This window comes from Vibrio kagoshimensis (assembly GCF_050337535.1).
Lineage (GTDB): Bacteria > Pseudomonadota > Gammaproteobacteria > Enterobacterales > Vibrionaceae > Vibrio > Vibrio gallaecicus.
In genome coordinates this window covers 63,601-87,193 of sequence record NZ_JAKJSZ010000015.1, presented here as the reverse complement: position 1 = coordinate 87,193, position 23,593 = coordinate 63,601, and the positions used below count along the sequence as shown (strand labels likewise).

The 23,593-nt window shown below is 40.1% G+C and carries 21 protein-coding genes; 10 read left to right on the top strand and 11 right to left on the bottom strand.

From position 1 onward, the window contains the following. Positions 1 to 140: 140 nt before the first annotated feature. From L4C37_RS15275 to L4C37_RS15265, 3 genes are read left to right on the top strand one after another with little or no spacing between them, the layout of a single operon-like run. The gene (locus tag L4C37_RS15275; protein WP_429769087.1) at positions 141 to 893 is read left to right on the top strand and encodes a 5-oxoprolinase subunit PxpA; all 753 of its coding nucleotides are present in this window, start codon (positions 141 to 143) and stop codon (positions 891 to 893) included. Between the two features lie 39 nt (positions 894 to 932). Next, positions 933 to 1,670 (top strand): 5-oxoprolinase subunit B family protein, encoded by a 738-nt coding sequence (locus L4C37_RS15270; protein ID WP_429769086.1) that lies wholly within the window; start codon positions 933 to 935, stop codon positions 1,668 to 1,670. Continuing rightward, entirely contained in the window at positions 1,671 to 2,606 is a 936-nt protein-coding gene (locus L4C37_RS15265) for a 5-oxoprolinase subunit C family protein (protein WP_429769085.1), read from the top strand. 153 nt (positions 2,607 to 2,759) lie between these two features. Here the strand turns inward: L4C37_RS15265 and L4C37_RS15260 are convergent, their stop codons facing one another. The 3 genes from L4C37_RS15260 to L4C37_RS15250 form a co-directional block, all read right to left on the bottom strand. Further along, positions 2,760 to 4,244, bottom strand: a complete 1,485-nt coding sequence (locus L4C37_RS15260) for an FAD-dependent oxidoreductase (RefSeq protein ID WP_429769084.1) — start codon at positions 4,242 to 4,244, stop codon at positions 2,760 to 2,762. A 292-nt stretch (positions 4,245 to 4,536) separates the two neighbouring features. Then, positions 4,537 to 6,972, bottom strand: coding sequence for an ABC transporter permease (locus tag L4C37_RS15255; RefSeq protein ID WP_429769083.1), 2,436 nt, complete (start codon positions 6,970 to 6,972; stop codon positions 4,537 to 4,539). A 1-nt stretch (position 6,973) separates the two neighbouring features. Then, the gene (locus L4C37_RS15250) at positions 6,974 to 7,648 is read right to left on the bottom strand and encodes an ABC transporter ATP-binding protein (RefSeq protein WP_429769082.1); all 675 of its coding nucleotides are present in this window, start codon (positions 7,646 to 7,648) and stop codon (positions 6,974 to 6,976) included. On the opposite strand from L4C37_RS15250, the gene L4C37_RS15245 reads away from it, so the two are divergent. From L4C37_RS15245 to L4C37_RS15230, 4 genes are all read left to right on the top strand, one after another. After that, complete coding sequence (locus tag L4C37_RS15245; RefSeq protein WP_429769081.1) at positions 7,647 to 8,252, top strand: arylesterase; 606 nt, start codon at positions 7,647 to 7,649, stop codon at positions 8,250 to 8,252. The genes L4C37_RS15250 and L4C37_RS15245 overlap by 2 nt on opposite strands. A gap of 81 nt (positions 8,253 to 8,333) precedes the next feature. After that, positions 8,334 to 9,545 carry an enoyl-ACP reductase FabV gene (gene fabV / locus L4C37_RS15240; RefSeq protein ID WP_429769080.1) on the top strand — a complete coding sequence of 404 codons (1,212 nt, stop codon included), beginning with the start codon at positions 8,334 to 8,336 and terminating at the stop codon, positions 9,543 to 9,545. A gap of 178 nt (positions 9,546 to 9,723) precedes the next feature. After that, the gene (locus L4C37_RS15235; RefSeq protein WP_137374208.1) at positions 9,724 to 11,637 is read left to right on the top strand and encodes a sensor domain-containing phosphodiesterase; all 1,914 of its coding nucleotides are present in this window, start codon (positions 9,724 to 9,726) and stop codon (positions 11,635 to 11,637) included. Between the two features lie 113 nt (positions 11,638 to 11,750). Further along, positions 11,751 to 13,406 (top strand): P-loop domain-containing protein, encoded by a 1,656-nt coding sequence (locus L4C37_RS15230; protein WP_429769079.1) that lies wholly within the window; start codon positions 11,751 to 11,753, stop codon positions 13,404 to 13,406. A 163-nt stretch (positions 13,407 to 13,569) separates the two neighbouring features. Here the strand turns inward: L4C37_RS15230 and L4C37_RS15225 are convergent, their stop codons facing one another. Both L4C37_RS15225 and L4C37_RS15220 read right to left on the bottom strand, forming a co-directional pair. Further along, a complete protein-coding gene (locus L4C37_RS15225) occupies positions 13,570 to 14,187 on the bottom strand; it encodes a DNA-J related domain-containing protein (protein ID WP_137374206.1) in 618 nt (205 codons plus the stop codon). A gap of 198 nt (positions 14,188 to 14,385) precedes the next feature. Continuing rightward, complete coding sequence (locus tag L4C37_RS15220) at positions 14,386 to 15,225, bottom strand: isopenicillin N synthase family dioxygenase (RefSeq protein ID WP_137374205.1); 840 nt, start codon at positions 15,223 to 15,225, stop codon at positions 14,386 to 14,388. 199 nt (positions 15,226 to 15,424) lie between these two features. On the opposite strand from L4C37_RS15220, the gene L4C37_RS15215 reads away from it, so the two are divergent. After that, positions 15,425 to 16,033, top strand: coding sequence for a DUF2238 domain-containing protein (locus tag L4C37_RS15215; RefSeq protein ID WP_429769078.1), 609 nt, complete (start codon positions 15,425 to 15,427; stop codon positions 16,031 to 16,033). A 64-nt stretch (positions 16,034 to 16,097) separates the two neighbouring features. On the opposite strand, the gene L4C37_RS15210 is transcribed toward L4C37_RS15215, so the two are convergent. The 5 genes from L4C37_RS15210 to L4C37_RS15190 all read right to left on the bottom strand — a co-directional run bounded on the left by L4C37_RS15210 (position 16,098) and on the right by L4C37_RS15190 (position 19,908). Then, on the bottom strand, positions 16,098 to 16,349 hold the full coding sequence (locus L4C37_RS15210) for a hypothetical protein (protein WP_429769077.1): 252 nt from the start codon (positions 16,347 to 16,349) through the stop codon (positions 16,098 to 16,100). Continuing rightward, a complete protein-coding gene (locus L4C37_RS15205) occupies positions 16,336 to 17,283 on the bottom strand; it encodes a DMT family transporter (RefSeq protein WP_429769104.1) in 948 nt (315 codons plus the stop codon). The genes L4C37_RS15210 and L4C37_RS15205 overlap by 14 nt, the downstream gene beginning before the upstream one ends. Positions 17,284 to 17,331: 48 nt before the next feature. Beyond that, entirely contained in the window at positions 17,332 to 19,032 is a 1,701-nt protein-coding gene (locus L4C37_RS15200) for an SgrR family transcriptional regulator (protein ID WP_273294359.1), read from the bottom strand. 101 nt (positions 19,033 to 19,133) lie between these two features. After that, positions 19,134 to 19,367 (bottom strand): DUF3389 domain-containing protein, encoded by a 234-nt coding sequence (locus L4C37_RS15195; protein WP_372265907.1) that lies wholly within the window; start codon positions 19,365 to 19,367, stop codon positions 19,134 to 19,136. Positions 19,368 to 19,473: 106 nt separating this feature from the next. After that, positions 19,474 to 19,908 carry a hotdog fold thioesterase gene (locus tag L4C37_RS15190; RefSeq protein WP_372265908.1) on the bottom strand — a complete coding sequence of 145 codons (435 nt, stop codon included), beginning with the start codon at positions 19,906 to 19,908 and terminating at the stop codon, positions 19,474 to 19,476. A 127-nt stretch (positions 19,909 to 20,035) separates the two neighbouring features. Here L4C37_RS15190 and L4C37_RS15185 point away from each other — a divergent pair, with 127 nt between their 5' ends. Beyond that, entirely contained in the window at positions 20,036 to 20,824 is a 789-nt protein-coding gene (locus L4C37_RS15185) for a M48 family metallopeptidase (RefSeq protein ID WP_429769076.1), read from the top strand. A 74-nt stretch (positions 20,825 to 20,898) separates the two neighbouring features. Here the strand turns inward: L4C37_RS15185 and L4C37_RS15180 are convergent, their stop codons facing one another. Next, positions 20,899 to 21,981, bottom strand: coding sequence for a site-2 protease family protein (locus L4C37_RS15180; RefSeq protein WP_273294366.1), 1,083 nt, complete (start codon positions 21,979 to 21,981; stop codon positions 20,899 to 20,901). A 354-nt stretch (positions 21,982 to 22,335) separates the two neighbouring features. Between L4C37_RS15180 and L4C37_RS15175 the strand changes: the two genes are divergently transcribed. Continuing rightward, positions 22,336 to 23,589, top strand: coding sequence for a porin (locus L4C37_RS15175; protein WP_429769075.1), 1,254 nt, complete (start codon positions 22,336 to 22,338; stop codon positions 23,587 to 23,589). The last annotated feature ends 4 nt before the right edge of the window (positions 23,590 to 23,593 follow it).

Sequence of the window (23,593 nt, the reverse complement as noted above, 5' to 3'; positions counted from 1 at the left end):
TGATCCTTCGTTTGCTGGTGACTATATACAGAAAAGCGTTCTGGTAAACCTTGAAGTTGAAAAATTTGATTTAGCTCACTGTTTAATACAGCTATTTATTAGAGTGTCTTAAATAAAGTAAATTAATGGATTGAGAACAAGTGACAACAAAGATATTACTTAATTGTGACATGGGAGAGAGTTTCGGACATTGGAAAATGGGAGATGACGAACTTGTCATGGAATGGGTAGATATGGCGAATATTGCTTGTGGCTTCCATGCGTCTGATCCTCATGTTATGTCTCGGACCATAAAACTGGCACAGCACTACAATACTCAGATTGGGGCACATCCAGGTTATCAGGATCTTATTGGGTTTGGTCGACGATCTATTTCTCATACTCCAGCTGAAATCTCTGAATTAATTTCATATCAAGTTGGCGCTTTAGAAGCATTATGTCGATTTCATGGAACGTCAATCAAATACGTGAAGCCTCATGGTGCTTTGTACAATGATATGATGGACAATTTAGAAGTTTTTGAAGCCATCGCGGATGCAGTATCTGACTTTCAAGTTCCGCTTATGATCCTCTCATCTTTAGATAATCAGCGCTATTTAGATATAGCCGACAAACATGATTTGCCTTTGTTGTTTGAAGCCTTTGCGGATAGAGCCTATACCAGTAATGGTCGACTGGCTGCTCGAACTCTATCAGGCTCTGTGTACAATCACAGTGATGATATCTATAACCAAGTGATGCAGCTGATGAATTATGGAAGTGTTACTACAATAGATGGAGAACGCCTTCATCTAGAAGCCGATACAATTTGTGTTCATGGTGATAACCCTCAATCCATTGCATTAATTAAAAAAATCAACCAAGAGTTACATTCCAACACAATGAATAAATAATACGACTCTCGATTACGTAATGTCAATTTGGTGGATGATATGATTCAACCCAGTTTTAAAATTGAGCCAATTGCTGAATGCAGTTTGTTGGTTACCTTTTCAATCAATTCAAAGACAACCGAAACAGAACAAAGAGTTGGTCATATTTCTGATGCGATTCGTTTTCACTTTTCCGACGTTATCATGAATGTCACGCCAGCCTATTACTCAATATTGGTCGACTACCTTCCTTATCGTATTTCTGAATCAGAATTCATTCTTAAATTGACTGAGGTAATTAAAAGTGCAGAACAAATAGGTTTGTCCAATACACCTTCCGAGCTAATTACCTTACCCGTTTATTACGCACATGAAACAGGTATAGATATTGAGCGGTTTGAGCAGAATGGGATTTCTTTAGATGAACTCATCAAGCTTCATACACAACCTGAATATACAGTAAGTGCTATTGGCTTTGCTCCGGGGTTTGGGTTTTTATCTGATGTTCCTGTCGAACTCACCATGCCAAGGCATAATACTCCGAGAGTATCGGTTGCAAAAGGCAGTGTCGCAATTGCCAATACCAAAACTGCTGTTTATCCAAGTGACTCGCCAGGTGGTTGGAACATTATCGGGAACTGCCCGATTCCATTATTTGAATTAGATAAATTGAATCACCTAAATAGTGAAGACAGCTTCAAAAATATTGATTCAATTTCTAAGTTGAAAATTGGGTCCCGAGTTAAATTCAAAGCGGTATCACGTGATGATTTCCTCTCTCTTGGAGGCTTGTTATAAATGTCGACTTCTTCATTAACTATCATTAAGCCGGGGCAAATGACCCTAATCCAAGATTTTGGGCGTTTTGGCACCAGCCATTTAGGACTCACCCAAGGTGGATCTGTTGATGATTATGCTTACAGCTGGGCAAATCATTTACTTTCCAACCCTGTTAATCAGTCTGTGATTGAAATTACGTTAGGACAAGTAAAGTTAAAGGTCGATGAAGATTGCGAGCTTGCCATTTGCGGCGGCGATTTAGATGCAAAGTTGGATGGTACTGCACTAATCAATTGGAGTACTTTCATTGCAAGAAAAGGGCAAATACTGTCTTTTGGTTTACCCAAGAATGGCTTAAGAGCTTATCTAGCCGTAAAAGGTGGCTTTAATATGCCATTAACTCTAGGAAGCAGCTCAACAGTCGTTCGCGAAAATATTGGAGGCGTCAATAACGGCGCGCCTTGTGAAGAAAATTTAGTATTAAGTTTCGATAGACATGTCATACCGGAGACCTATAAGTCACGGTCATTAACTTTTCGCTTTAAACCTAATTACAATTTACCCGTTACTTTAAGAGTGATTGAGGGTTATCAAAACCAGTACTTCTCTGAAGAAGCTAAGCAGGCTTTTTATAGCCAAGAGTTTACAGTTGATCAAAACTCCAATCGTATGGGATACAGGTTACAGGGAAATATCATTGAGTCACCCAAAATTGATATGCTTTCAGAAGGTATAGCCCTCGGTTCGATTCAAATACCACAAGATGGCCAACCTATTATTTTGTTAAATGACAGGCAAACCATTGGTGGGTACCCCAAATTTGGATGCATTGCACGAATAGACTTGCCAAGGCTTGCTCAAGCAAAACCGGGGCATTCTATTTCATTTGTTAAAGGTGACCGGCTAGGGCTTCAAGATGTATGGTGTCAATGGGCTAAATTCTTTGGATACTAAGTATTCCTCTAACCGTTAGGCTATCGTTGCAAAAACATTATCTATTTACTTATGGATAAAAAGTTATCGATACAAAAAACGAGCCTCTTTAGGCTCGTTTTTTAATTAGAAGTGAAGTCTACTAATAAACTCGAAAAGCTAAATGAACCGAGTTCAACGAACTTCACCAGTCACAATAGCCAAGGCTGCTGGATAGTCCCTTTCCTGAGTTAGTTGCACAGCTTTCTTTTCAACATTTGTCAGATTTAGCGACATTGTTTTAGGGTGTGCGGTTTCAATATCCGACCTGATTGGTAACTTAAACCAATGCATTGCAATTTTCTGCGCAGCTTCTAGGGTTGATGAAGCTTTAACCACCTCTAAGCGTGCGTAATTATCACCACTGAAAGATACGCCTGCGGCTCTTAAACTAGGGTCTGACCCCGGTATTTGCTGAGCGCCAAATAATGGCTTGCCGCCTACTAATGCATCTGAAAATGTTGGAATGAACTGAGACATATGAGAGATAGCTGCTTCAGTTCTTTCTTTAAGTTGTTCTTCAGTCCAACCCGATGTGATTTTCTTGAGCAAACGAGTGGGCAGCTTCGGTTGTGAAGAATCGCTCGAAGATGACACTAGCCCATCTTTAAACAAGGTAATTCCTTCTGTCATTCCATGTAACTGAAACACGCCATCAGCATATGGTGTCAGTTGAGCCATTCCTTGTGGTGTACCTCTCGGACCATGAAAGATAACTTCTGGCCATTCTTCTGCGCATTGTTCCCATTTCGTAATATAAGCCGCTTTAAACTCCACGAGCCTCTGCTGCTGAGAGCCAATAAAATCATCAACCACACCAGTTTCAAAACCACTGGCATTGATTAAGTAATCCACTTGGAAAGATCTTAGGGCTTTCTCATCATCTAAATAATTCAGCTTCCACTTACCTAGTTCACCTATCTTCAACTCGCTAGACGACTTAATGGTTGGTTCGACTTTATCGACAGAAAGTAATTGGCTATTGGTTAGCACTTTGCAATTAGGCTGTTTTTCTAAAGAAAGTTGAGCTGTAGCAGAAAGCCTAAAGACACTTAATCCATACTCTTGAACAATGACTACCGGAAACTTAAGAGTCTCAAGATTACTGTGCTTAGCGAACGGAATACACCACTCGTCGAGCGTAGTTGGGGATTCAGGTTGAGAGCGTAACGCTAAAGCCTGTAACTGCTTCTTATCGTACAGTTTAAAATAGTCGTCAGGAGATCCCAGAACACGATTGTTCTCATCTTTTTCGATAAGAGCTCTGTATGATTCTTGAATGACATTAAGGCGAGGAAGAAGATCGTCAGGATTCCCGCCATCAGAATGCGGCACGGCAATAATGGTTGGACGAATATTCAAAGAATGGGGAAACAACCGGATAGTTTCGATTGATTGCTTCAATAGAGTCAAACACTGCTCTTGTGAAATGTCCCTATATAAATTCCCACCAGCATGAAGGTGACAAATAGGAGGTCCATTTACCAAGCTTGGCCCTTTTTCCAAGATAGTGACGTTATATCCCAGCTCACTAAAATGAATAGCACTTGTTGTTCCAGCAATCCCTCCACCTACGATGGCAATCGAAGGTGGAACTTTATCCGTATTGTTGTCAGTCATCATGTTCTTTAAGGCAAAATTAACTGCCGTTATTCTACTTTCGAATTGAAATGATTTAAATCACATTTTTATCAAGGTCTTAGCTTTCGACTATAAAAACAGCATATAAAAAGTGAATTTTTTCTTGACTCATTTCCCCAACAACTCGGTTTTAAGGGCGCTAAATTGACAATAAAAGCCGGAAGTAGCGCCACATAAAGCCTGCAGTGTAAGTTGATGGAATACCCGATTAACTTATCCCTAAAGTTATCCACCGTTTTTGTGGATAACTGTTGATAAGATTATTTACATATTAACCAAAGTCTTTATTAACAGGGACTAACAGTCGTTTTATTAAACTATTAACAACACCTGCTAACGTAATAAATGTTAAAGCTGGCAAAACTACCCACAGCATAGGATGAGCATTTGGTGATAGTTCAAAACCAAAATTCATAACCCCTGCCACGCTAAGTTCTGCACCTAATGCTGCAATACCACCCGCCACTAGAGCCATTACTCCATATTCGCACCAGATAGTATTCAAAATACGCTTTTTACTCGCGCCTAAAGTTCGATATAAACGGATTTCTTGCTGACGTTGAGAAAGACTCAATCGAAGTAAGGTAAATATAAGTAATAAGCCCGCAACAACACCCAATGCAGCCAACACAGTAATCGACCATACGATTTGCTGCAGTAATTGTTGGATCTTCGAACCCATTTTACGAATATCCATTAAACTGACGGTTGGATGATTTCTTGATAAGTCGCTGAGCATTACATTATGCGTATCTTCTAATCTAAAACTCACCAACCAAGTAGATGGGATGGAGCTTAAAACATCAGGAGTAAATATAAAGTAAAAATTGGGCTTCATTTCTCGCCATTCAACTTTACGTATAGAGTTCACGTCAGCCTCAAACGTTTGACTATTAATCGTAAATGTTAACGTGTCCCCTATTTCTAACCCCAGTTCACTTGCAACTTCAGATTCTATAGAAACACCATTTTCTTGCGTCCATTGACCTTCGATTACATCGTTATATTCCGGTAACGTTTCACCCCAAGTGAAGTTCAACTCTCGACTTAAAGCGTCGGTTTGCTCAGAGTCCTTTACATATTCTTTTGCTTCCACACCATTAATATTGGCTAAACGACCACGAATGATTGGGAAAGCTTGCGAACGTTCAATGCTATTCGTATCTAAAACCTCTAAATATTCATCTTTTTCATAGTCCGCAATATTCAAAGCAAAAGCATTAGGAGCGTTTTCAGGTAGAGTTTGCTGCCAATCGGAAAGTAAGTCACTTCTTACAAGCCAAATAATAGAAAGCAACATTAGAGACAAAGCAAGCGAACCAAACTGTATGCCCGTAGCTAAAGGTGTTCGATTTATGCGACTAAGCGCCAATCTCATTGCTGTCGAGACAGGCAATTTCGAGAGCACTTTTAAAACTCCCATGCTGACAAAAGCTAAAAGCAAAAATAGAACAGCAATCCCAGCTAATACAATCCACACCAATGAATTACTACCATACATACCAAGCATCGGCAGAATTGGAACAAGTAATAGAAGGTACTTTTTCATCCCCTCTTTTGATTGGTGTCCAGACTGGATAACACTTATAGCTGACGTGTTAACTAAACCGAACAACGGAATTCCAAGAGCAGGAATACCAATAAGAATACTCGACAAGATCGCAAGTAAAGCCGGTTCAAATCCATAACTAGGTAGAGGGCTTGGCAGTAAGTCACCTAGGGGAATTCTAAGCAGTGTTTCAAGTCCAATACCAATTCCAACACCAAGAATTGCAGCAATGGCAACCAGCAAAGAAACTTGGACAGAAAGCCATTTAATAATCCACTGCTTACTCGCTCCTAAGCTTTTCAACATGGCAATGGTTTTTTTACGACTTGCTACATAGTGCTGGCATGTTAGAACTAAAGTAGTCGCCGCCATGATCACAACGATAGCAACGGTTAGAGATAAGTACTGAGTTGTACTTTCAAACATTTCATTCGTACGGCTTGCTGTATCTTGCGTGCGCCATCGATCACTCGGGGTTAATTCAATTTGCTCCTGAATATTTTTAAGCGTCGACTCATCACCATTCAAAAATAAGCTAAATCGTACACGGCTGCCTGGCTGAATCGCTCCGGTTTTCTCAATATCAGAGCTGTGAATAAGAACAGAGGGCATTTGCTGGAATGGGTTGAAACTCAGACCTGGTTCTTGTGCAATACGGCCAGAAATAGCTAAATCCGCATCGCCAATAGTGACAATGTCACCAATATTAACGTCTAATTGGGAAAATATACGTTCATCAAGCCAAAGCTCCCCTGCTTCCACTTTATTAGTTTGTTCACTGCTCGACTCCAGAAGCATCTCACCGCGCAATGGATAAGAGCTATCAACGGCTTTTACCGTTACCAGCTGCATACCATTGTCACTAAACGCCATAGTAGAAAAGCGCGTCAGTTGAGAGTTTTCGAGTTGATTAACTTGAGTGAGATCTAAAAGCTGATCTGGGATAGGGTTTGCAGACACAAATACACTATCAGCTGTTAATGCATCTTTCCCCTGCTTGACGATCACTTGTTCCATTCGCTCTGCAAGTGCAGATAATGCAAATACACATGCAATAATTAGAGTTAACGCTATTGATACCGGCCATAATTGACCATGGCGGATTTCTTCAATACTCCATGAAAACAACCGCGTGTTAAGTCCTTGAGATGAGCTCACGTTACACCTCCTCTATATTGCCTGAATGCATTTTTAAAGTTCGTTGGCAACGCTCTGCTAATTTAGGGTCATGTGTAACCAAGACTAAAGTCGTGCCGTGGTGAGCATTCAATTCAAAAAGTAACTCGACAATTTTTGCGGCGGTTTGTTGATCTAAATTCCCCGTGGGTTCATCAGCAAACAGGATCTTAGGCTTAATCATGAAGGCTCTTGCCAAAGCGACTCTTTGCTGCTCGCCACCAGAGAGTTGAGAAGGAAGGTGATCCACCCTATCTTTAAGACCAACCGATTCTAGAAGTGCAGTCGCACGTTCAATATCTTCATCTTCACCTTTCAATAGACAAGGCAAGGTAACATTCTGTAATGCAGATAAGCTCGGGATCAATAAAAAACTTTGGAAAACAAATCCAACCGATTCACTTCGGATTTTGGCTCTTGCTTCATCGTCAAGTTGTGAAAGCGGCTGACCAAGTAAGCTTATTTCACCTGAAGTTGGAATATCTAGCCCTGCAAGCAACGTCATTAATGTTGATTTACCGGCTCCGGAAGTTCCGACGATAGCAACCGTTTCTCCTTCTAGAATATCAATATTGATCTTCTCTAAGATTGTTAAATGTTCTTGATTAGTAGACACTGTCTTTGAAACAGCTTCAGCTTTAATTATGGATGTGTGCATGACTAGACTAATTTCCTTTCTATTATTTTTCTTATTTTCCGCTACGTCTCTGGCGCAGACTAATACGTTACTTATCCTAGGTGACAGCTTAAGTGCTGGCTACAATATGGATATAAAGCAAAGCTGGCCAAGCTTATTACCGGCTGCTTTACTAGAACATGATAAATCAATAAAAGTAATTAATGGCAGTATCTCTGGTGATACAACAGGAAACGGCTTAGCTCGTTTGCCTCAACTATTAAAAGAACATACACCAGACACTGTCTTAATTGAGCTAGGTGCAAATGATGGTTTAAGAGGATTCCCTCCTAAGCTAATGTCTTCAAACTTACAAAGCATCATTGAACAAGTAAAAGCTTCTGGTGCGACACCTGTCATGATGCAAATTCGAATTCCACCTAATTACGGCAAACGCTACAACCAACAATTTGAATCTGTTTTTACTTCGACTTCAGAACAACATAAAGTTCCCTTATTGTCCTTCTTTCTTGAGCACATAATTCTAAAACCAGAGTGGATGATGAATGATGGCCTGCATCCAAAACCAGAAGCTCAACCTTGGATCGCTGAATTCGTTGCATCGGAATTATATCAGTATCTTTAGTTTTTAATGGTCTAGCTCAATAAATTTTACATAGCTTTACGTTAACCTAAATGCATATCACCTATATATGTAAGGTTATTTATGCTGATAGAACCCATTATCAAAGGTGTGGTAGCAAAAACTGCTCACCCACTTGGTTGTAAACAAGCAGTAAAGCAACAAATTGACTATGTAAAAAGTGCACCGAAAATCAATAATGGACCTAAACGCGTTCTTATTATCGGTGCATCTTCAGGATTTGGACTTGCATCAAGAATTGCCCTTACATTTGGCGGTGCTCAAACTGACACTATTGGCGTGTCCTTTGAGCGTGGTCCTAATGAAAAATCTCTAGGCAGTGCTGGCTGGTACAATAATATTTACTTTAAAAAAGAAGCAGAAAAAGAACATCGTCAAGCTATTAACATTGTAGGTGATGCTTTTTCTCAAGATACTCGAGACCGAGTTATTGAAGCCATTGAGACCTATTTCGAAGGTGAAGTCGACCTAATCATCTACAGCTTAGCTGCTGGTGTGCGTCCTAAAGGTGAATCAAAAGATGAGTCAGATAAATTCTGGCGTTCAGCGATCAAACCTATCGGTGAAAGTGTAACTGGCGCAACAATTTCATTAGAAAACGACAGTTGGACTGAAACAACCATTGAGCCAGCTACCGATGAAGAAACGGAATCAACGCTAAAAGTGATGGGTGGCGAAGATTGGGAAAACTGGATTGATGAATTAATTAACGCTGAATCTATAGCTGCTGGCTGTCAAACCATTGCCTTCTCATACATGGGTCCTAAAATCACTCACCCTATTTACCTTGATGGGACTCTCGGTCGCGCTAAAATTGATTTGCACCAAACCAGTCACTCTCTAAATCTCAAACTCGCAAACTTTGATGGGCATGCTTATGCTACCGTTTGTAAAGCATTAGTGACTAAAGCCAGTGTTTTCATTCCAGCTCTTAGTCCTTACTTACTTGCTCTCTATAAAGTAATGAAAAGCCAAGGCACGCATGAAAATTGTATTCAGCAAATGCAACGGTTATTTAGTACTAAGCTCTACGGGCAAAAACTAGTACCTTTGGATGGGGAACGTTTATTGAGGATGGATGATTGGGAGTTAAACTCTGAGACTCAAGCTGAAGTTACAGAGATTCTAAACCACATGGATTCCAATAATTTTACACAACTTGGCGATTATGAAGGTTTTAAACAAGAATTTTTGCAACTGAATGGCTTTGATATACCACTAGTTGATTACTCTAAAAGATTGAATAGTGAGAGTTTTATTAACTTAACTCCCTGAGGAAAAACAAATCTCAATAGTGAGATGAAGCTCTATCTTTTAAAGCCTTGGAAAAATTGCCAAGGCTTTTTTGCGTAAGCTTACTTATACTTAGTTAAAAGTCATATTTATTGTTTTTTAAATTCGATACATACAACACAGGATGTGTTGTTCATTCAAATAAGGAACATGATTTCATATGAAGAAAGTTAATACTTTAGACTTAGAAATCCCAGACAATATGAGAGTTGGATGGCAAAACATTGTCGACCTACTGGCACAGATAACAGATGTTCCTGCGGCTTTAGTGATGAGGGTTCATCCAGAGTCGATTGAAGTGTTTTCCACCAGTAAAACCGAAGGGAATCCCTATAATGTTGGTGATTCTGAAACGTTAGGCAATGGGCTGTATTGTGAAACCGTTATCAACAGCCAACAAATCTTAACCATTCCGAATGCTCAGAAAGACCCTGAATGGGCGAATAACCCCGATATACAACTTGGTATGATTTCGTATTGTGGAATTCCATTGCTGTGGCCTAACGGTGAAAGCTTTGGCACCATTTGTATATTAGACAGTGAAGAAAATCATTATACACCCACCTATATAAAGCTCCTCGAAAGCTTTCGCGTATCAATTGAGTCCCAGTTAACGACATTATTCCAACATGCCAAACTGGTACAAATGAATAAAGAATTGAAGAGTCGTGTCCACACCCGAACAAAAGATCTTGCCAGTTTAAATTACTCTTTAAGCCAAGAAATAGATAAGCGAAAAGCTGCAGAGCAAAAGATTTATTATCAGAAAAGTCATGATTTAGGTACAGGCTTTCTTAATCGGAATACTTTTGAAGCACACCTTAACCACCAACTTCTTTCCAAAGTTCGTGCCCCCGAGCAATCATTTGCTGTGATTCATATTGGTTTTACCAACGGACGTCGCATTCAAGCGCGTTACGGTTACAAAGCATTAGATAAGGTTCTAGTTGAGTATCGTGAAAGATTAGACTGTATCAATGATATGGACGTCATTATTGGGCGACCAACTTCGGTAGACTTAGCTATTGCCTTCAGTGTTAAAGATTTACAGCATAGACTAGACGAGTTATGTAACCATTTAGTCGAAATTGGTCATTCTGAGTTTATGATCGACAGCGATAAGGTCCACCTTCATGCATTCATAGGGATTGCGACCAGTAATATTGATGATGATGCAGAGTCCATATTGCAAAAAGCCAGTGAAGCGATGATTGCATGTAAAGATTCAGGTCAAAAATTCGCGTACTACTCCCAATCTCATTCTGAAACTCAAACTCATATCAATAAGCTGGAAAGTTATCTGCTACAAGCGGTTAGAAACGACGATTTAATGTTGTATTTCCAACCAAAAGTTTGCCCTGTTACGCACAAATGGATTGGTGCAGAGGCACTGCTTAGGTGGCGTCATCCAGTCCTTGGTGATATCTCTAATGAAACCTTAATTCATATGGCTGAACAAAATGGACTAATCTTTGAAGTTGGTAGTTTTGTGCTACGAGCAGCGATAGAGAAAGCAAAAGAATGGTCGGAGTATGTTGATAACTTTAAGATGGCAGTAAATGTATCTGCGGTACAGCTTAAAAATGCACAATTTGCCGATCAAGTTATTCACTTACTGGAAACGTATCATTTGCCACCACACTTCCTTGAACTTGAAGTAACAGAAAGCGGGCTGATTGCCGATGAAGTTGTCGCAAAGAATACCCTTGATTCATTGCATCAAATAGGAGTGACATTGTCACTTGATGATTTCGGGACTGGCTATGCCTCGTTCAGTTACTTGAAAAAATTCCCTTTCGACTTCATCAAAATTGATAAAAGCTTTATTGACCAAATGCAAAGCTCGACTGATGATGTTGAAATTGTACGCTCAATTATCCAAATCGCTAAGAAACTAGATTTAAAAGTCGTTATCGAAGGTATTGAGTCTGAATTTCAGGAACAATTCATTATCAAAGAAGGCTGCGACGTTGGACAAGGTTACCTCTACGGTAAACCTATGCCATGCCAAGAATTTGAGCAGAGTTTGATCAACCAAAACTACTTAGGGTCTACTCAATACGCTTTAACCTAGTTTTTTCACTTAACTCAGCAAATTAAACAGACTTTCTCTTTACTCTATAGGTGGCGGTTTTTATAATCGCCGCCTTTCTGTTTTATCTTTCCCCTTAAAAGGCACACTTCGTTATGGATCAGTTGACTGCAAAGCTGAAAAAGCTAGAAAAACAAAACTATCGTGCATATCAACAAATTAAAGGTCAATACGACTTTGCTGACTTTGAACTTCATATTGATCACATTCAAGGTGACCCATTTGCATCGGCTTCTCGTTTCCGAGCAACCCGAGCATGGTCTTTAACTGGGTTAGATTGGTTGCAAGGTAAATCTCCCTCTTATCAAGTTGCTGCTCGTGACTTTATTGCTCGTAGCTTTGCCCATTTTGCAAAACAAGAATCAAGCATTTCAATTGCACTTACTGGTCAAACTGTTTTAGACAACACAGCTGTGGTTTTCACTGAACATGGAATTGAAATTCGATTCCGTATCAACTTGCCCGCTGACGGTCGTAGTATTCTTGCTAAGAAGGCAATTAACATCATTACCTTTTACCTGCCGAAGTTTATCCGCCGCGCAACACTTGAGCGTGAGTTAGATTTTGATGCCTTAGTTGAGCACTGCGAAACTATTGAAGATCAAGAATCACTCCGCAAGCAACTAGAAGCGAATAATCTTGCTGCATTTGTAGCAAATGGCAGTGTTCTTCCCCGTATTGCCGGTAACTGTGACTTTCCAATGAAAGATGCCGTTCCTTTTACTGCTCCTGAGTCTTTGAGTGTTTCGCTAAAAACACCGAACAAAGGAATGGTAACAGGATTAGGTATTCCCAAAGGTATAACGCTGATTGTAGGTGGCGGCTTCCACGGTAAATCAACGTTACTGAATGCTATTGAACGTTCTATTTACAACCATATCCCAGGTGATGGTCGTGAAGGTATTGTAACGAATATTGATGCTATGAAGATCCGCGCAGAAGATGGTCGTTGTGTTCATAACCTAAACTTGTCGAACTACATTAACCACCTACCTATGGGTAAAGATACGTCTGACTTTAGTACTCAAGATGCTTCTGGTTCAACATCACAAGCGGCTTGGTTACAAGAATCAATTGAAGCTGGCGTGCAAACGCTTCTTATCGATGAAGATACTTCAGCGACTAACTTCATGATCCGTGATGAACGTATGCAAGCACTTGTATCTAAAGGTGATGAACCGATCACTCCTTTAGTTGATCGTATCGGGCAGCTTCGAGATCAAATGGGCATTTCTACATTAGTCGTTATGGGTGGTTCTGGTGATTACCTAGATGTCGCTGATACCGTCATTCAAATGCATGACTACCAAGCGGTTGATGTAACGGAAAAGGCACAACAAGTTATTGCTCAGCACCCATCACAGCGTTTGAATGAATGTGAGACAGAATTAGCAACATTCACCCCTCGCCCATTTAACCGTCCATGCCTAATGAATATCTTAACTGATGGTAAGTTCCGCGTGACGGCGAAGGGTAAAGATTCACTTCGATTTGGTAAAGAGTTTACTGACCTTTCCGCCCTTGAGCAGTTAGAGTCATCATCTGAAGTGAATGCAATCGGCTGGGCTTGGTTCCAGTTTGCACAAGGAATTGGTTGGTCAGATAACCCGTCTAAAGAGTTCACTGAGATACTGTCTGGTGAATGGCATGCAAACATGCCTGCACAGGGTGATTTAGCGAAGCCTCGTTTACTTGACGTTATGGCGTCATTAAGCCGTATGCGTAAGTCTCAATTTAAACCATCAAAATAGAATGGTTTAGGAATATTGATTGAATGTAAAAAGGTGCGTTGAACGCACCTTTTTTTGATCTAAGCTTCTTATATCTATATCTATATCTATATCTATATCTATATCTATTATCGAGCAGTTACGTTTATCGCCTACAAGATGCTCACTTAAATTGAATCTAGAATTAATGGCGCAAAATATTCCATGCCTCACACAGAACTCTGAATTTAGACGTGTTTCCTTGGTCTCTGTCAGGATGCCATTTTAAGGCTAATTTACGCCAGCGCTTACGAATTTCAACTTGAGTCGCGTCCATCGGTAATTCAAATAGGCTTAAAGCTTTGGCTCTATCCATATCCACACCATTTGTGCTCCCCACAAATTTACGGTATCGAGTCCAAAATTCATTAAGAAGCCGTTTCACTTCACCTTCATCCGCTTCGTAATTGTGCCAATGCACATAATAGTCACGTAAAGGATCTTCATGATCAATCGCATTTTGATTAGACTTTAAGTTCGCTATTAACTCAATATCCATCGCTTGTACCTGTAACCAGTTATCTGGATATAAGGTTTCTTGCAATTGATACAAGGCATTCATGATAAGGAAATTTCGCTTGAACAGGTCCTTTTCAGGGACACTGTCTAGAAGTGGCATTAAACCGAGATCATTCAAATGAGCAGCAAGAGTATGAACTTTCCAACCAGATGGCGCTCCTCTTAGCACTTCTAAAATAGGCCACAGTAATGGGTTCTCCATATGGCTCTGAAATGTCGCACTAATACTCTGATTTTCTGACATATATATAAAACCACTATTGAGAAAATTTAAAGATAAGCCTGATCTAATTGAAATCTATACTCTGTTATTTGTCGAGTTTATTCACTGTTACACATGCCCATTTATTGATATTCATAGCAAAAAGGTCAGCATTGGCTGACCTTTTTCATATAATACCGTTTTGATAAAAGTGGTGTAACCCACTTTAAATCATATTGATTAGATTACGCCTAATTCTCTTAAACGTTCCATCAAATATTCATTCGCTGTGTAGTTTTCGGACAACACAACTTCTGGTTTTGGATGCAAGAAAAGCGGCAGGGAGATACGAGATTTCTCTTGGCGAGCACCTGATGGATTAATAACACGGTGAGTCGTTGACGGGAAATAACCACCAGAAGCTTCTTGTAGCATGTCACCAATGTTAATAATTAAGTTACCAAAATCACAAGGTACATCTAACCAGTCGCCTTCTTTAGACTTAACTTGTAAACCCGGTTCATTAGCCGCAGGCAAAACAGTTAACAGGTTAATGTCTTCATGCGCTGCTGCACGTATTGCACCTGGCTCTTCATCACCTTGCATTGGCGGATAATGAAGAACACGAAGTAGAGTTTGTTCGCTACCGTTAATCATTTCAGAAAGTGCGATAGAAAACTTATCTTGAACATCTTGTGGAGCATAAGCCTCAACCCAACCTAACAGCTCTTGAGCGAAAGCATTCGCGCGCTGATAGTAATCTAAAATCTGTTCTTTTAGATCTTCAGGCATTTGACCCCAAGGGTATACATGGAAGTATTCTTTAATGTCTTTAACGCTGTGACCCTTAGCAATTTCCGACACTGATGGTGGAAAATAACCATCTTGTGTCTCAACATTGAAGTGAAATTTTTCTTTCTCTTCAGACATAAAAAATTGATACCAATTTTCGTAAATTGACTCAACTAACTCTTTTGGTATCGGGTGATTTTTCAGAACTCCAAATCCAGTTTCACGTAGTGAGCGTACGAATTGTTCTGCAGCATCGTCAGCAAGGTAATCGACAGTTTCCAGTTTCATGACTTTCTTTCTTTTTATGTGTTTGTGGCGTGATTTTAGGGGGCGCTTTGCGTTAAATCAAACTTTAATGAAATAGAAGCAATCGTTTGATTAGATACTGGGCGGTGCTTTGACTTTTCAACAAATTTAGTGAATAACCCACAATTGAACAGTGTTCATAATTATGTAATCATGCAAAAAAATCATAAGGACAACAATAATGACTCATCTTCCAATTCGCCAAAATCAAACATTATTGATGTTGTCAGCACTGTATCTTACGGTATTGATGTTTAGCGCAATTTCCCCTCTCTCTCGAGCAGTTTGGTTGGCTGAAATAATTCCCGCTATCGGGATCCTGTTTGGGATCTTCTGGGCTTCAACCAAACATACGTTTTCAAAGACAGCTTACATGCTTATGTTCATATGGCTCATACTCCATACTATTGGATCTAAGTACACATTTTCAGAAGTCCCTTTCGATTGGTTTAACAACTTAATTGGCTCAGAAAGAAATAATTTTGATCGGGTCGCTCATTTTTCTATCGGGTTATACGCTTACCCGCTCGCTGAGTTCCTTATGCGTAAGAAGCACTGTAAACCAACGGTTGCTGTCTTATTTTCTCTATTCGCGATCATGAGTGTTGCTGCTGGCTATGAGATAATTGAGTGGTGGTATGCTGCTATTGCTGGTGGAGATGAAGGGATTGCGTTTCTTGGATCTCAAGGTGATATTTGGGACGCACAAAAAGATATGTTATGTGACACTTCGGGGGCATTAGTTTCACTTGTGCTTTTGAAGGTACAAGGTCGAATCAAAGAACAGTAACTAATTACTAAACTGGCATTGCCTTTGTAACGAGACAGTGCCAGTTTATCAGCCTTTATCGACATCATTTCATGGTTACTTTGCCGCCTATCATTTTAAATGCAGGAGTGCCCCTCACTAATGTATCTCGTGCAAATTCAATTCCGCAATTTGGGCAATAACAAGGGGTCGTTGTGTAGTCATCGATAATCCTTTCTTTGAAGCATTTAACTAAAGAACCTTTACCACCTTTTCGGTACTTAAAGAGTTGCTGCTTGCATTTACTACAAAAGATCTCGACAGTTTTGGTTGGCTGTTTTTTATTAGGTTTTGCCATTGGATAACTTCTTTGGGGAAAGTAAAACAATCAAAATACCAATCAATATGATTGTTGAAGAAATGATGAAGTGCAGAGTAATTGGCTCAGAAAGAAAGACCGCGCCACCCAAGGTCGCTATCACTGGTACTGATAGTTGAGAAACAGAGGCTACGACGGTTGGCAATTTTTTCACCACGTAGTACCACAAAGTATATCCAACTCCTGAAGCCACACTTCCTGAAAGTACTGCATAACCTGCCCCTTTACTGGTTACTGCTAACATACCTTCAGGTGTCCAATTCATAGCCAGCATAAACAAACACGATATAAGAGCAATCAATAACGAAATGGCCGAAGCGACAACGAAGTTCAAAGTCGTGGACTGTAGTGGTTGGTCTGAATGTTTACCTCCTAAGGTATAAAAGCCCCATGCAATGCCTGCGGCAGCCATTAATACGATAGCAGTCAAATCAAACTGGACATTTTTGTCATTGGGAAAGAGTAAATAAACAAGACCAAAAATGGAAAGCATGCATCCAATAGTGTCTGATTTTGATAGTGAATGCCCTGATAAAACATGCGCGGCAATCATTGTAAATTGAACCATCACGAATAATATTAGCGCACCAAACCCAGCACCTAGTTCGATATACGCGAAAGAGAACCCGTACATGTAAACCATTAATGAAACCACTGGCTTAGCTTTTACCTGTATTGCGCCTAAAAGGTTCTTAAATGGCTTAAGCTGGCTTTTCTTACCTGATTCTCTTTTTATATAGCGATATAAGTGAATTGATAGCAGAATGATGATCAAAGTGAATGATCCAGAGAACAGCCGGATCAATGAAAAGCTAAATGGATCTATCGTTTGATCAGCGAGAGCCCAGCGGCAAAGCACTGAGTTAGCAGCAAAAGCCACCAGCGTAACCGCTGTGATTAAGCTTGTTTTCATCCAATCAGTAGTCATTTAATGCTATACATCCATTTATTGTTTCTTTCATTATGAACTTAATCGATTCAATTCAGGCTTAACCCACACTTGGCTAAAATCAAACCAGCCAAGCGCATTACACTTAGCATTTTGCAACGTACCACACTGATCTTTATTGACACCCAGCCAACAGTGAAACATAGGAATCAGCTGATAACTGTTAACTAGCTGCTTGCCTAGTTGTCTAGCTGGAAATGCATCATGCTCACCAGCTCGCCATTGATCAACTAACTGGCACCACTCGTCAAAATCATCCAAAGGGCTCAATAATTCAATGTCGCTGTAATCCATCAACCAGCCAGCAAGGGCATCATCACGGTTATTCGATATACCCATTGGCTTTATCCAAACATCCACATTTTCAGGTTCTGGAAGAGTGTGATCATAAGTGATGAATTCAACTGCCACACCGTATGATTTTAATACTTTGGCAATTGCTTTCGCCAAAATTGGAAACATTGGATGCTGAAAGTGATAAGCAACCGTGATCTCTTTGTTATTAGTTGGCGGTGCTTCCACTGGGCTTAATTTAATATCATACCAACCTGGTTTTAAGCCATAAGCATGCAGTACTCCTAAATCGATAACTTTTTCTTTAGGAATGTGCGCAAATAGGTCAGATGCGTTTAGTGCATTGGATAAGAAGATTGCCCATCGTGGATCGGTCGCAATACCAGACCTTCTATTAAGCAATAAATAGGTACAACCTGGATCAAGCTCGACTTCATCACTCTCCCCTCTATCTGCCATCACTGGCTTAGACAAGCTTGGATAAACCATAGAAGAGTAGGCTTCATCGACAACCCATACTTCCACTCGGTCGACTAAAGGCCTAAAGCCAAAGTAACCATCAAAAGCATGCAGAACGAGGCGCTTTTCATTATTAGCTTCAATTCTATATGGTCCAGTACCTATCGGCTTAAGATCATAGTCTTCACCTCGTAAGCTTTGAGGCAAAGTAATTTTGGCACTTGATTCAGTTAAAGCTAATGGGAAATGTTTATCAGGGCGGGTTAAAAATACATCTACAACCCAGTTTTCTGAAGAGGTCACATCTTTAATGTGCGAAAACATGTTCAGAGACTCTAAAGCCAGAAGATTAACCACTACATGCTCAGTTAAAAGCGGTTCACCATTATGGAATCGAACCCCTGGTCTAAGGTAAAAACGCCAGTGAGTATCAGACACTGATTGCCATGTGTGCGCAAGATCTGGCTGTAATTTGTCATGATCATCAAGGCGAGTTAAACCGCTGAATACCTGACAAGCTATATGCTGTTCTGAGCGGCGCATAGATTTGGATGGGTTTAACATTGAAAGAGGTCGATAATAAGGCAAGCGAATCACCTGCTCACCCTCTTGATATTGAACGCCTAAATAACGTTGGATAACTTGCGTCAGTTTCCCTGCATCACTATCTAATACTGTCAGTGCTTGACCAATTTTGCCTTCTTCCAAGTAACGTCGAGCAAGGTTTTCGCTAACATCATTACGGTTTTGCTTGAAGTTAAGTTTAGATAACTTCCCTCGCCCAGCAGCAGGATGCCACTCAATCCAACCTTCCTCTTCTAACTTATTGAGGACGATTCTCGCGTTTCGGCGTGTACAACATAAAACATCCGTAATTTCTTCAAGCTGGATGTCTGTATCTTTACCATCGCAATGTTTGAATAGCGTTTCGAATTGAACGCGGAGTCTTGGGCTGCTCATAAAGAGGAAATCTTATATAACTGAAGTTATTTACAGTTTCCTCATTTTCTTAACGGAGATCAATCATACAAAGCACGATTAACAAAAACTTTTCAAATCTATCAGATAATTGCGCAGCACAATTCAGCAGAGATCTGGTTTAATTGTTGTTCATTATCAAGTTTAATTGACCATTTACACTCTGAACCATTGGCAGATATTACATTTGCCCCATTGCCAATTAACTGTATAGAATCAACCTGAGCCTGTAAGGTGACCTTATGCTCTCCTTCAAGTCGAACGACAAGTTCATGCGCAGTGACGATAATTTTTCCGCTTTTAAAAGTAATAACCATATACTGCCTACTTAATATATCTTCTTGATGTTGGGGTGCTTTCGCTCGATTAGACCTACTAACCTGTGTTGTAAAGCACTGGCACTAATTAATCGATTTAACCCTCTCATTGATTAGCTTTCTTATGCTTCTTAACCGCAATGGTTAATCGGCTGGTACAAACTAACCTTTTTCGTTCATCAGTAATATTGATTTGCCATACTTGAGTAGAGGCGCCTAAATGAACAGGCTCTGCCGTTCCAATCACATGCCCTTCACGCATTGCTCGAATGTGATTAGCGTTAATGTCTAAACCCACACAGTAGTAATCTTCACTTACGCAAAAGTTTGCAGCTAAAGAACCTAATGTTTCAGCCAGTACAACAGAAGCGCCACCATGCAACATACCGAGTGGTTGATGAGTGAAGTGGCATACAGGCATAGTTGCAACTAAGGAATTGTCGTTCACTTCTGTATAAATAATATTGAGGTGCTCAATCAAAGTATTTTTTGATGTGGCGTTTAATGTTTCTAGATCGACTTCTTTTTTCCAAATGCTCACGTTTAATCCTCAATTAAAATTTACGCATTATTAGTGCTATTTATCGTTCAGATACTATGAAGAAGTTTTCGGAATGATGTAAGTTAATGTTAACATGCAAAAAAAACTTATTACACGAGGATGTTTTATGACGTCATGGATGAAGGTGGCTTCTCTTGTCGCTTTAGCAGGCTTAACAGCATGTAGTGCATCACCTACTGGTCGCAATCAATTACTGCTGTTCTCAGATCAGGATATGTCACAGCTAGGTGCTCAATCTTTTGAACAAATGAAAGCTGAACAGCCAATAAGTAAAGATTCAAAAACCAACCAGTACGTTCAATGCGTTGCAAATAGCATCACACAGCATATCCCTAAACAAGGATTCAGTGAGTGGGAAGTCGTGGTTTTTGAGAGTGATCAAGTCAATGCCTTTGCTTTACCTGGTGGTAAAATTGGTGTTTATACTGGCTTACTTAAAGTCGCAGTAAATGAAGATCAGCTAGCAACCGTAATTGGTCATGAAATTGCTCACGTAATTGCTGACCACAGTAATGAACGTCTGTCTCAATCTCAACTAGCGAATACTGGACTTCAAATTACTAATGTGGCGATTGGTGCTTCTGAATACAGCCAATACCAAGGTATGACAATGGCAGCACTGGGTTTAGGGGTTCAATATGGGGTTATTTTACCTTATGGAAGAACTCAAGAATCTGAAGCAGATATTGTAGGATTAGACTATATGGCGAAAGCTGGGTTTGATCCGAGACAGAGCGTTAACCTATGGCAGAACATGGCAAAAGCTTCAGGTGGCAGCCAACCGCCAGAATTGCTATCAACGCATCCTTCTCATGATACTCGTATCAAAGACTTGCAAGCTACCATAAAAACGCTACCTAGCTATGGAGCGACCAAGCCTAATTGCAAAGCTTAATGGTAAGATCCAAATAAAAACGAACGGTTCTAGCCGTTCGTTTTTATTAAGAATAAATAATGGTCTATTTAGATTTACGTCCCCAAGATTTGCAGCGGCAAACTCAACAACTCATCACCCGTCGAGGCAAAATACCAGATAATGCCTATAAGACTACTTACTAACCCTACATACCAAGCAAAGGAAAACAGTTGCCCATACTTGTCTAAAGGAAGTAAATGACTATGATGCCTACCTCTCCACTCGATAAGAATTTCCACGCTGCCCATTATAAGTAAGAAGCCAAATAGCGTTAAGTTCATTTGGTAACTGATCACCACACCAGCAATTGCAGCAGCAACACACAATACAATTCCCAGCATGCTATTCATTGAAAAGCTGATACTTTTTAATACATGCCCACCATCTAAAGGAAGAATGGGCAGCAAGTTGAACAAATTCAATAAAGCATTAAAAACAGCAAGCCCTGCAAAGAACATCTCACCTGTTACCCAGTACAATACCGTGAAGATGATAGATAGAATTAATCCAAAGAATGGCCCCATGATGGAGATGACAACATCTTGCCAACGCGTATTAATTTTCTCATCTGAAAGAGCTAGTCCGCCTAAAAATGGAATTAAATAGATCCCTTTTGTTTTCATCCCGAAATACTTCATGGCACGAATGTGACCATATTCGTGAAACATCAAACAAGCTATGAGTGCGAGGGCAAATTGAATTGAGAATAACCATGAATACGCAGCTAAACTAGCTGAAGCCAAGACGACTTTAATCAGTTTTGCACTTTTTAATGCTTTCATGCCCAGAGAAACCAAACCAATTAAACTAAAGCGCTTTTCAGCCTTAGGTGCCACAAATGGTTTTTGCTGTTCGATATCTTTGGTATCTCTAGTACCACTAGCCATTACCTCATCATTAGCAGTTACGCGGTAACCTAAATGAAAGGGCTGCCAATTTACTTCAACACTTACTTGGCAATGAATCTCTTTTTCATCTGCTTTAAGCACAAAAGTATGCGCTCTCTCTTTATTTGAATCTGAATGCGCATCCAATTGAGAAACTAACGTATTGTTCCAAAACAATTGTTGCCAACCAGCCATCGAACCTTCTAAGCGTAATGGTTTGCCAAGAAATTCTATTGCGAGTAATTCCAAGTTTTCTTTCCAATGTTGTACGAATAAGTGGAATCACATTATGCCGATTAGTTTTTTCAAGGTAAACAGAAACAAAGGTGTTACAAAATAAGCAACTGAACACTAATTGAACAGCAAAGTAACACAACAAGTCTGGTCACACCTCCAACCACACATAAATCATTGATAATTTGAATATAATTAGTGTTAAAGTCCCGCCCCCTAAAAACATAACTTCACAAAATATCTCTCCACTCTTTGACTTTTAATAAAATGTTGAATTAACATATCATTTACAAATGAGTAACTTTAATAAATGTGCTCTATGTGTTTTCAATAATAAGAATGAGATTTGATGCCCTAGGAGGGTCAAGGATGAAAACAGTACAACGCTCTCTCGTTTCCCTATCCGTATTATTTGCTTGCAATACACTCGCTGCTGGCTTCCAAGTAGCCGAACACTCTGCTTCAGGTCTTGGACGTGCATTTTCTGGTGAAGGTGCAGTTGCAGACAATGCAAGTGTACTTGCACGAAACCCGGCTGCGATGACTTTATTTGATACTGCACAATTTTCAGGTGCGCTATCTATTGTTGATCCTGAAGTGGACATCACGCAGACAAAAATCAATGATAATGACTTTAACCAAACATCAAGTGATGTCGCACCTATGCAATTTGTCCCTGCGGCCTATTACATCAGCCCAATTAATGATTCTTGGGCATGGGGTATTGGTATGTTTACCGCCTACGGCGTAGCAACCGATTACCCAGATGACATATTCGCAGGCGATTTAGCCGGTGATACCTCACTGGTTTCAGTTAACTTGAACCCAAGCATCGCTTATCGTCTTAATGAGAGCTTTAGTATTGGTGCAGGTCTTAACCTTGTATATGCAGAAGCTGAATTAAACCGACACAAAGGCAGCCTTCCTTTGAGTGGCTCTGCCAGTGACAAGCTTATTTCAATGACGGGTGAGACGTTTGCTTTTGGTTGGAACGTAGGTGGCTTGTACGAACTTGATGAAAACAATCGATTTGGTATTGGTTATCGTTCTGCTGTCGACCTTGATTTTGATGATGGCGAATTTACTGACTACTACGGCGGAATCATTTCTGATCCTTCTAAAAGTAAAACCACTGGTCGATTAGAAATTAGCTTGCCTTCCATTTTAGAGTTATCAGCATTCCACCAATTGAATGACCAATGGGCAGTTCACTACGGCTGGCAACTGACTAACTGGAGCACCTTTGAAGAACTCAAAGCTACATCACCTGACTGTAATGGCGGTGTGTGTTTCCTTAAAGAAGAACACTATGACGATAACCAACGTTGGTCTGTAGGCGGTACCTACACGATTAATACTGAATGGACAATCCGCGCTGGTTTGGCTTATGACGAACAAGCTGGTGAAGCGACGTTGAGTATTCCTGATAGCGATCGTTACTGGTATTCAGCAGGTCTTACCTACACGGTTTCTGAAAACATGACTCTCGATGCTGCATTTGCATTAGTTCAAAGTAAGAGTGGTTCATTTACAGAAACAGACGCTGCTGGGCAAAAGTTAACCTTTGAATCTGAAGCTGTTGCTTACTTATCGGCAATTCAACTTAACTACACATTCAACTAAGTTA

Bases quoted from the DNA above. Each gene is read 5' to 3' on its own strand.
- L4C37_RS15270 (WP_429769086.1), top strand. From the start codon at position 933: ATGATTCAACCCAGTTTTAAAATTGAGCCAATTGCTGAATGCAGTTTG.
- L4C37_RS15265 (WP_429769085.1), top strand. From the start codon at position 1,671: ATGTCGACTTCTTCATTAACTATCATTAAGCCGGGGCAAATGACCCTA.
- L4C37_RS15260 (WP_429769084.1), bottom strand. From the start codon at position 4,244: ATGACTGACAACAATACGGATAAAGTTCCACCTTCGATTGCCATCGTA.
- L4C37_RS15245 (WP_429769081.1), top strand. From the start codon at position 7,647: ATGACTAGACTAATTTCCTTTCTATTATTTTTCTTATTTTCCGCTACG.
- L4C37_RS15250 (WP_429769082.1), bottom strand. From the start codon at position 7,648: ATGCACACATCCATAATTAAAGCTGAAGCTGTTTCAAAGACAGTGTCT.
- fabV (WP_429769080.1), top strand. From the start codon at position 8,334: ATGCTGATAGAACCCATTATCAAAGGTGTGGTAGCAAAAACTGCTCAC.
- L4C37_RS15235 (WP_137374208.1), top strand. From the start codon at position 9,724: ATGAAGAAAGTTAATACTTTAGACTTAGAAATCCCAGACAATATGAGA.
- L4C37_RS15230 (WP_429769079.1), top strand. From the start codon at position 11,751: ATGGATCAGTTGACTGCAAAGCTGAAAAAGCTAGAAAAACAAAACTAT.
- L4C37_RS15225 (WP_137374206.1), bottom strand. From the start codon at position 14,187: ATGTCAGAAAATCAGAGTATTAGTGCGACATTTCAGAGCCATATGGAG.
- L4C37_RS15220 (WP_137374205.1), bottom strand. From the start codon at position 15,225: ATGAAACTGGAAACTGTCGATTACCTTGCTGACGATGCTGCAGAACAA.
- L4C37_RS15215 (WP_429769078.1), top strand. From the start codon at position 15,425: ATGACTCATCTTCCAATTCGCCAAAATCAAACATTATTGATGTTGTCA.
- L4C37_RS15210 (WP_429769077.1), bottom strand. From the start codon at position 16,349: ATGGCAAAACCTAATAAAAAACAGCCAACCAAAACTGTCGAGATCTTT.
- L4C37_RS15205 (WP_429769104.1), bottom strand. From the start codon at position 17,283: ATGAAAACAAGCTTAATCACAGCGGTTACGCTGGTGGCTTTTGCTGCT.
- L4C37_RS15200 (WP_273294359.1), bottom strand. From the start codon at position 19,032: ATGAGCAGCCCAAGACTCCGCGTTCAATTCGAAACGCTATTCAAACAT.
- L4C37_RS15195 (WP_372265907.1), bottom strand. From the start codon at position 19,367: ATGGTTATTACTTTTAAAAGCGGAAAAATTATCGTCACTGCGCATGAA.
- L4C37_RS15185 (WP_429769076.1), top strand. From the start codon at position 20,036: ATGACGTCATGGATGAAGGTGGCTTCTCTTGTCGCTTTAGCAGGCTTA.
- L4C37_RS15175 (WP_429769075.1), top strand. From the start codon at position 22,336: ATGAAAACAGTACAACGCTCTCTCGTTTCCCTATCCGTATTATTTGCT.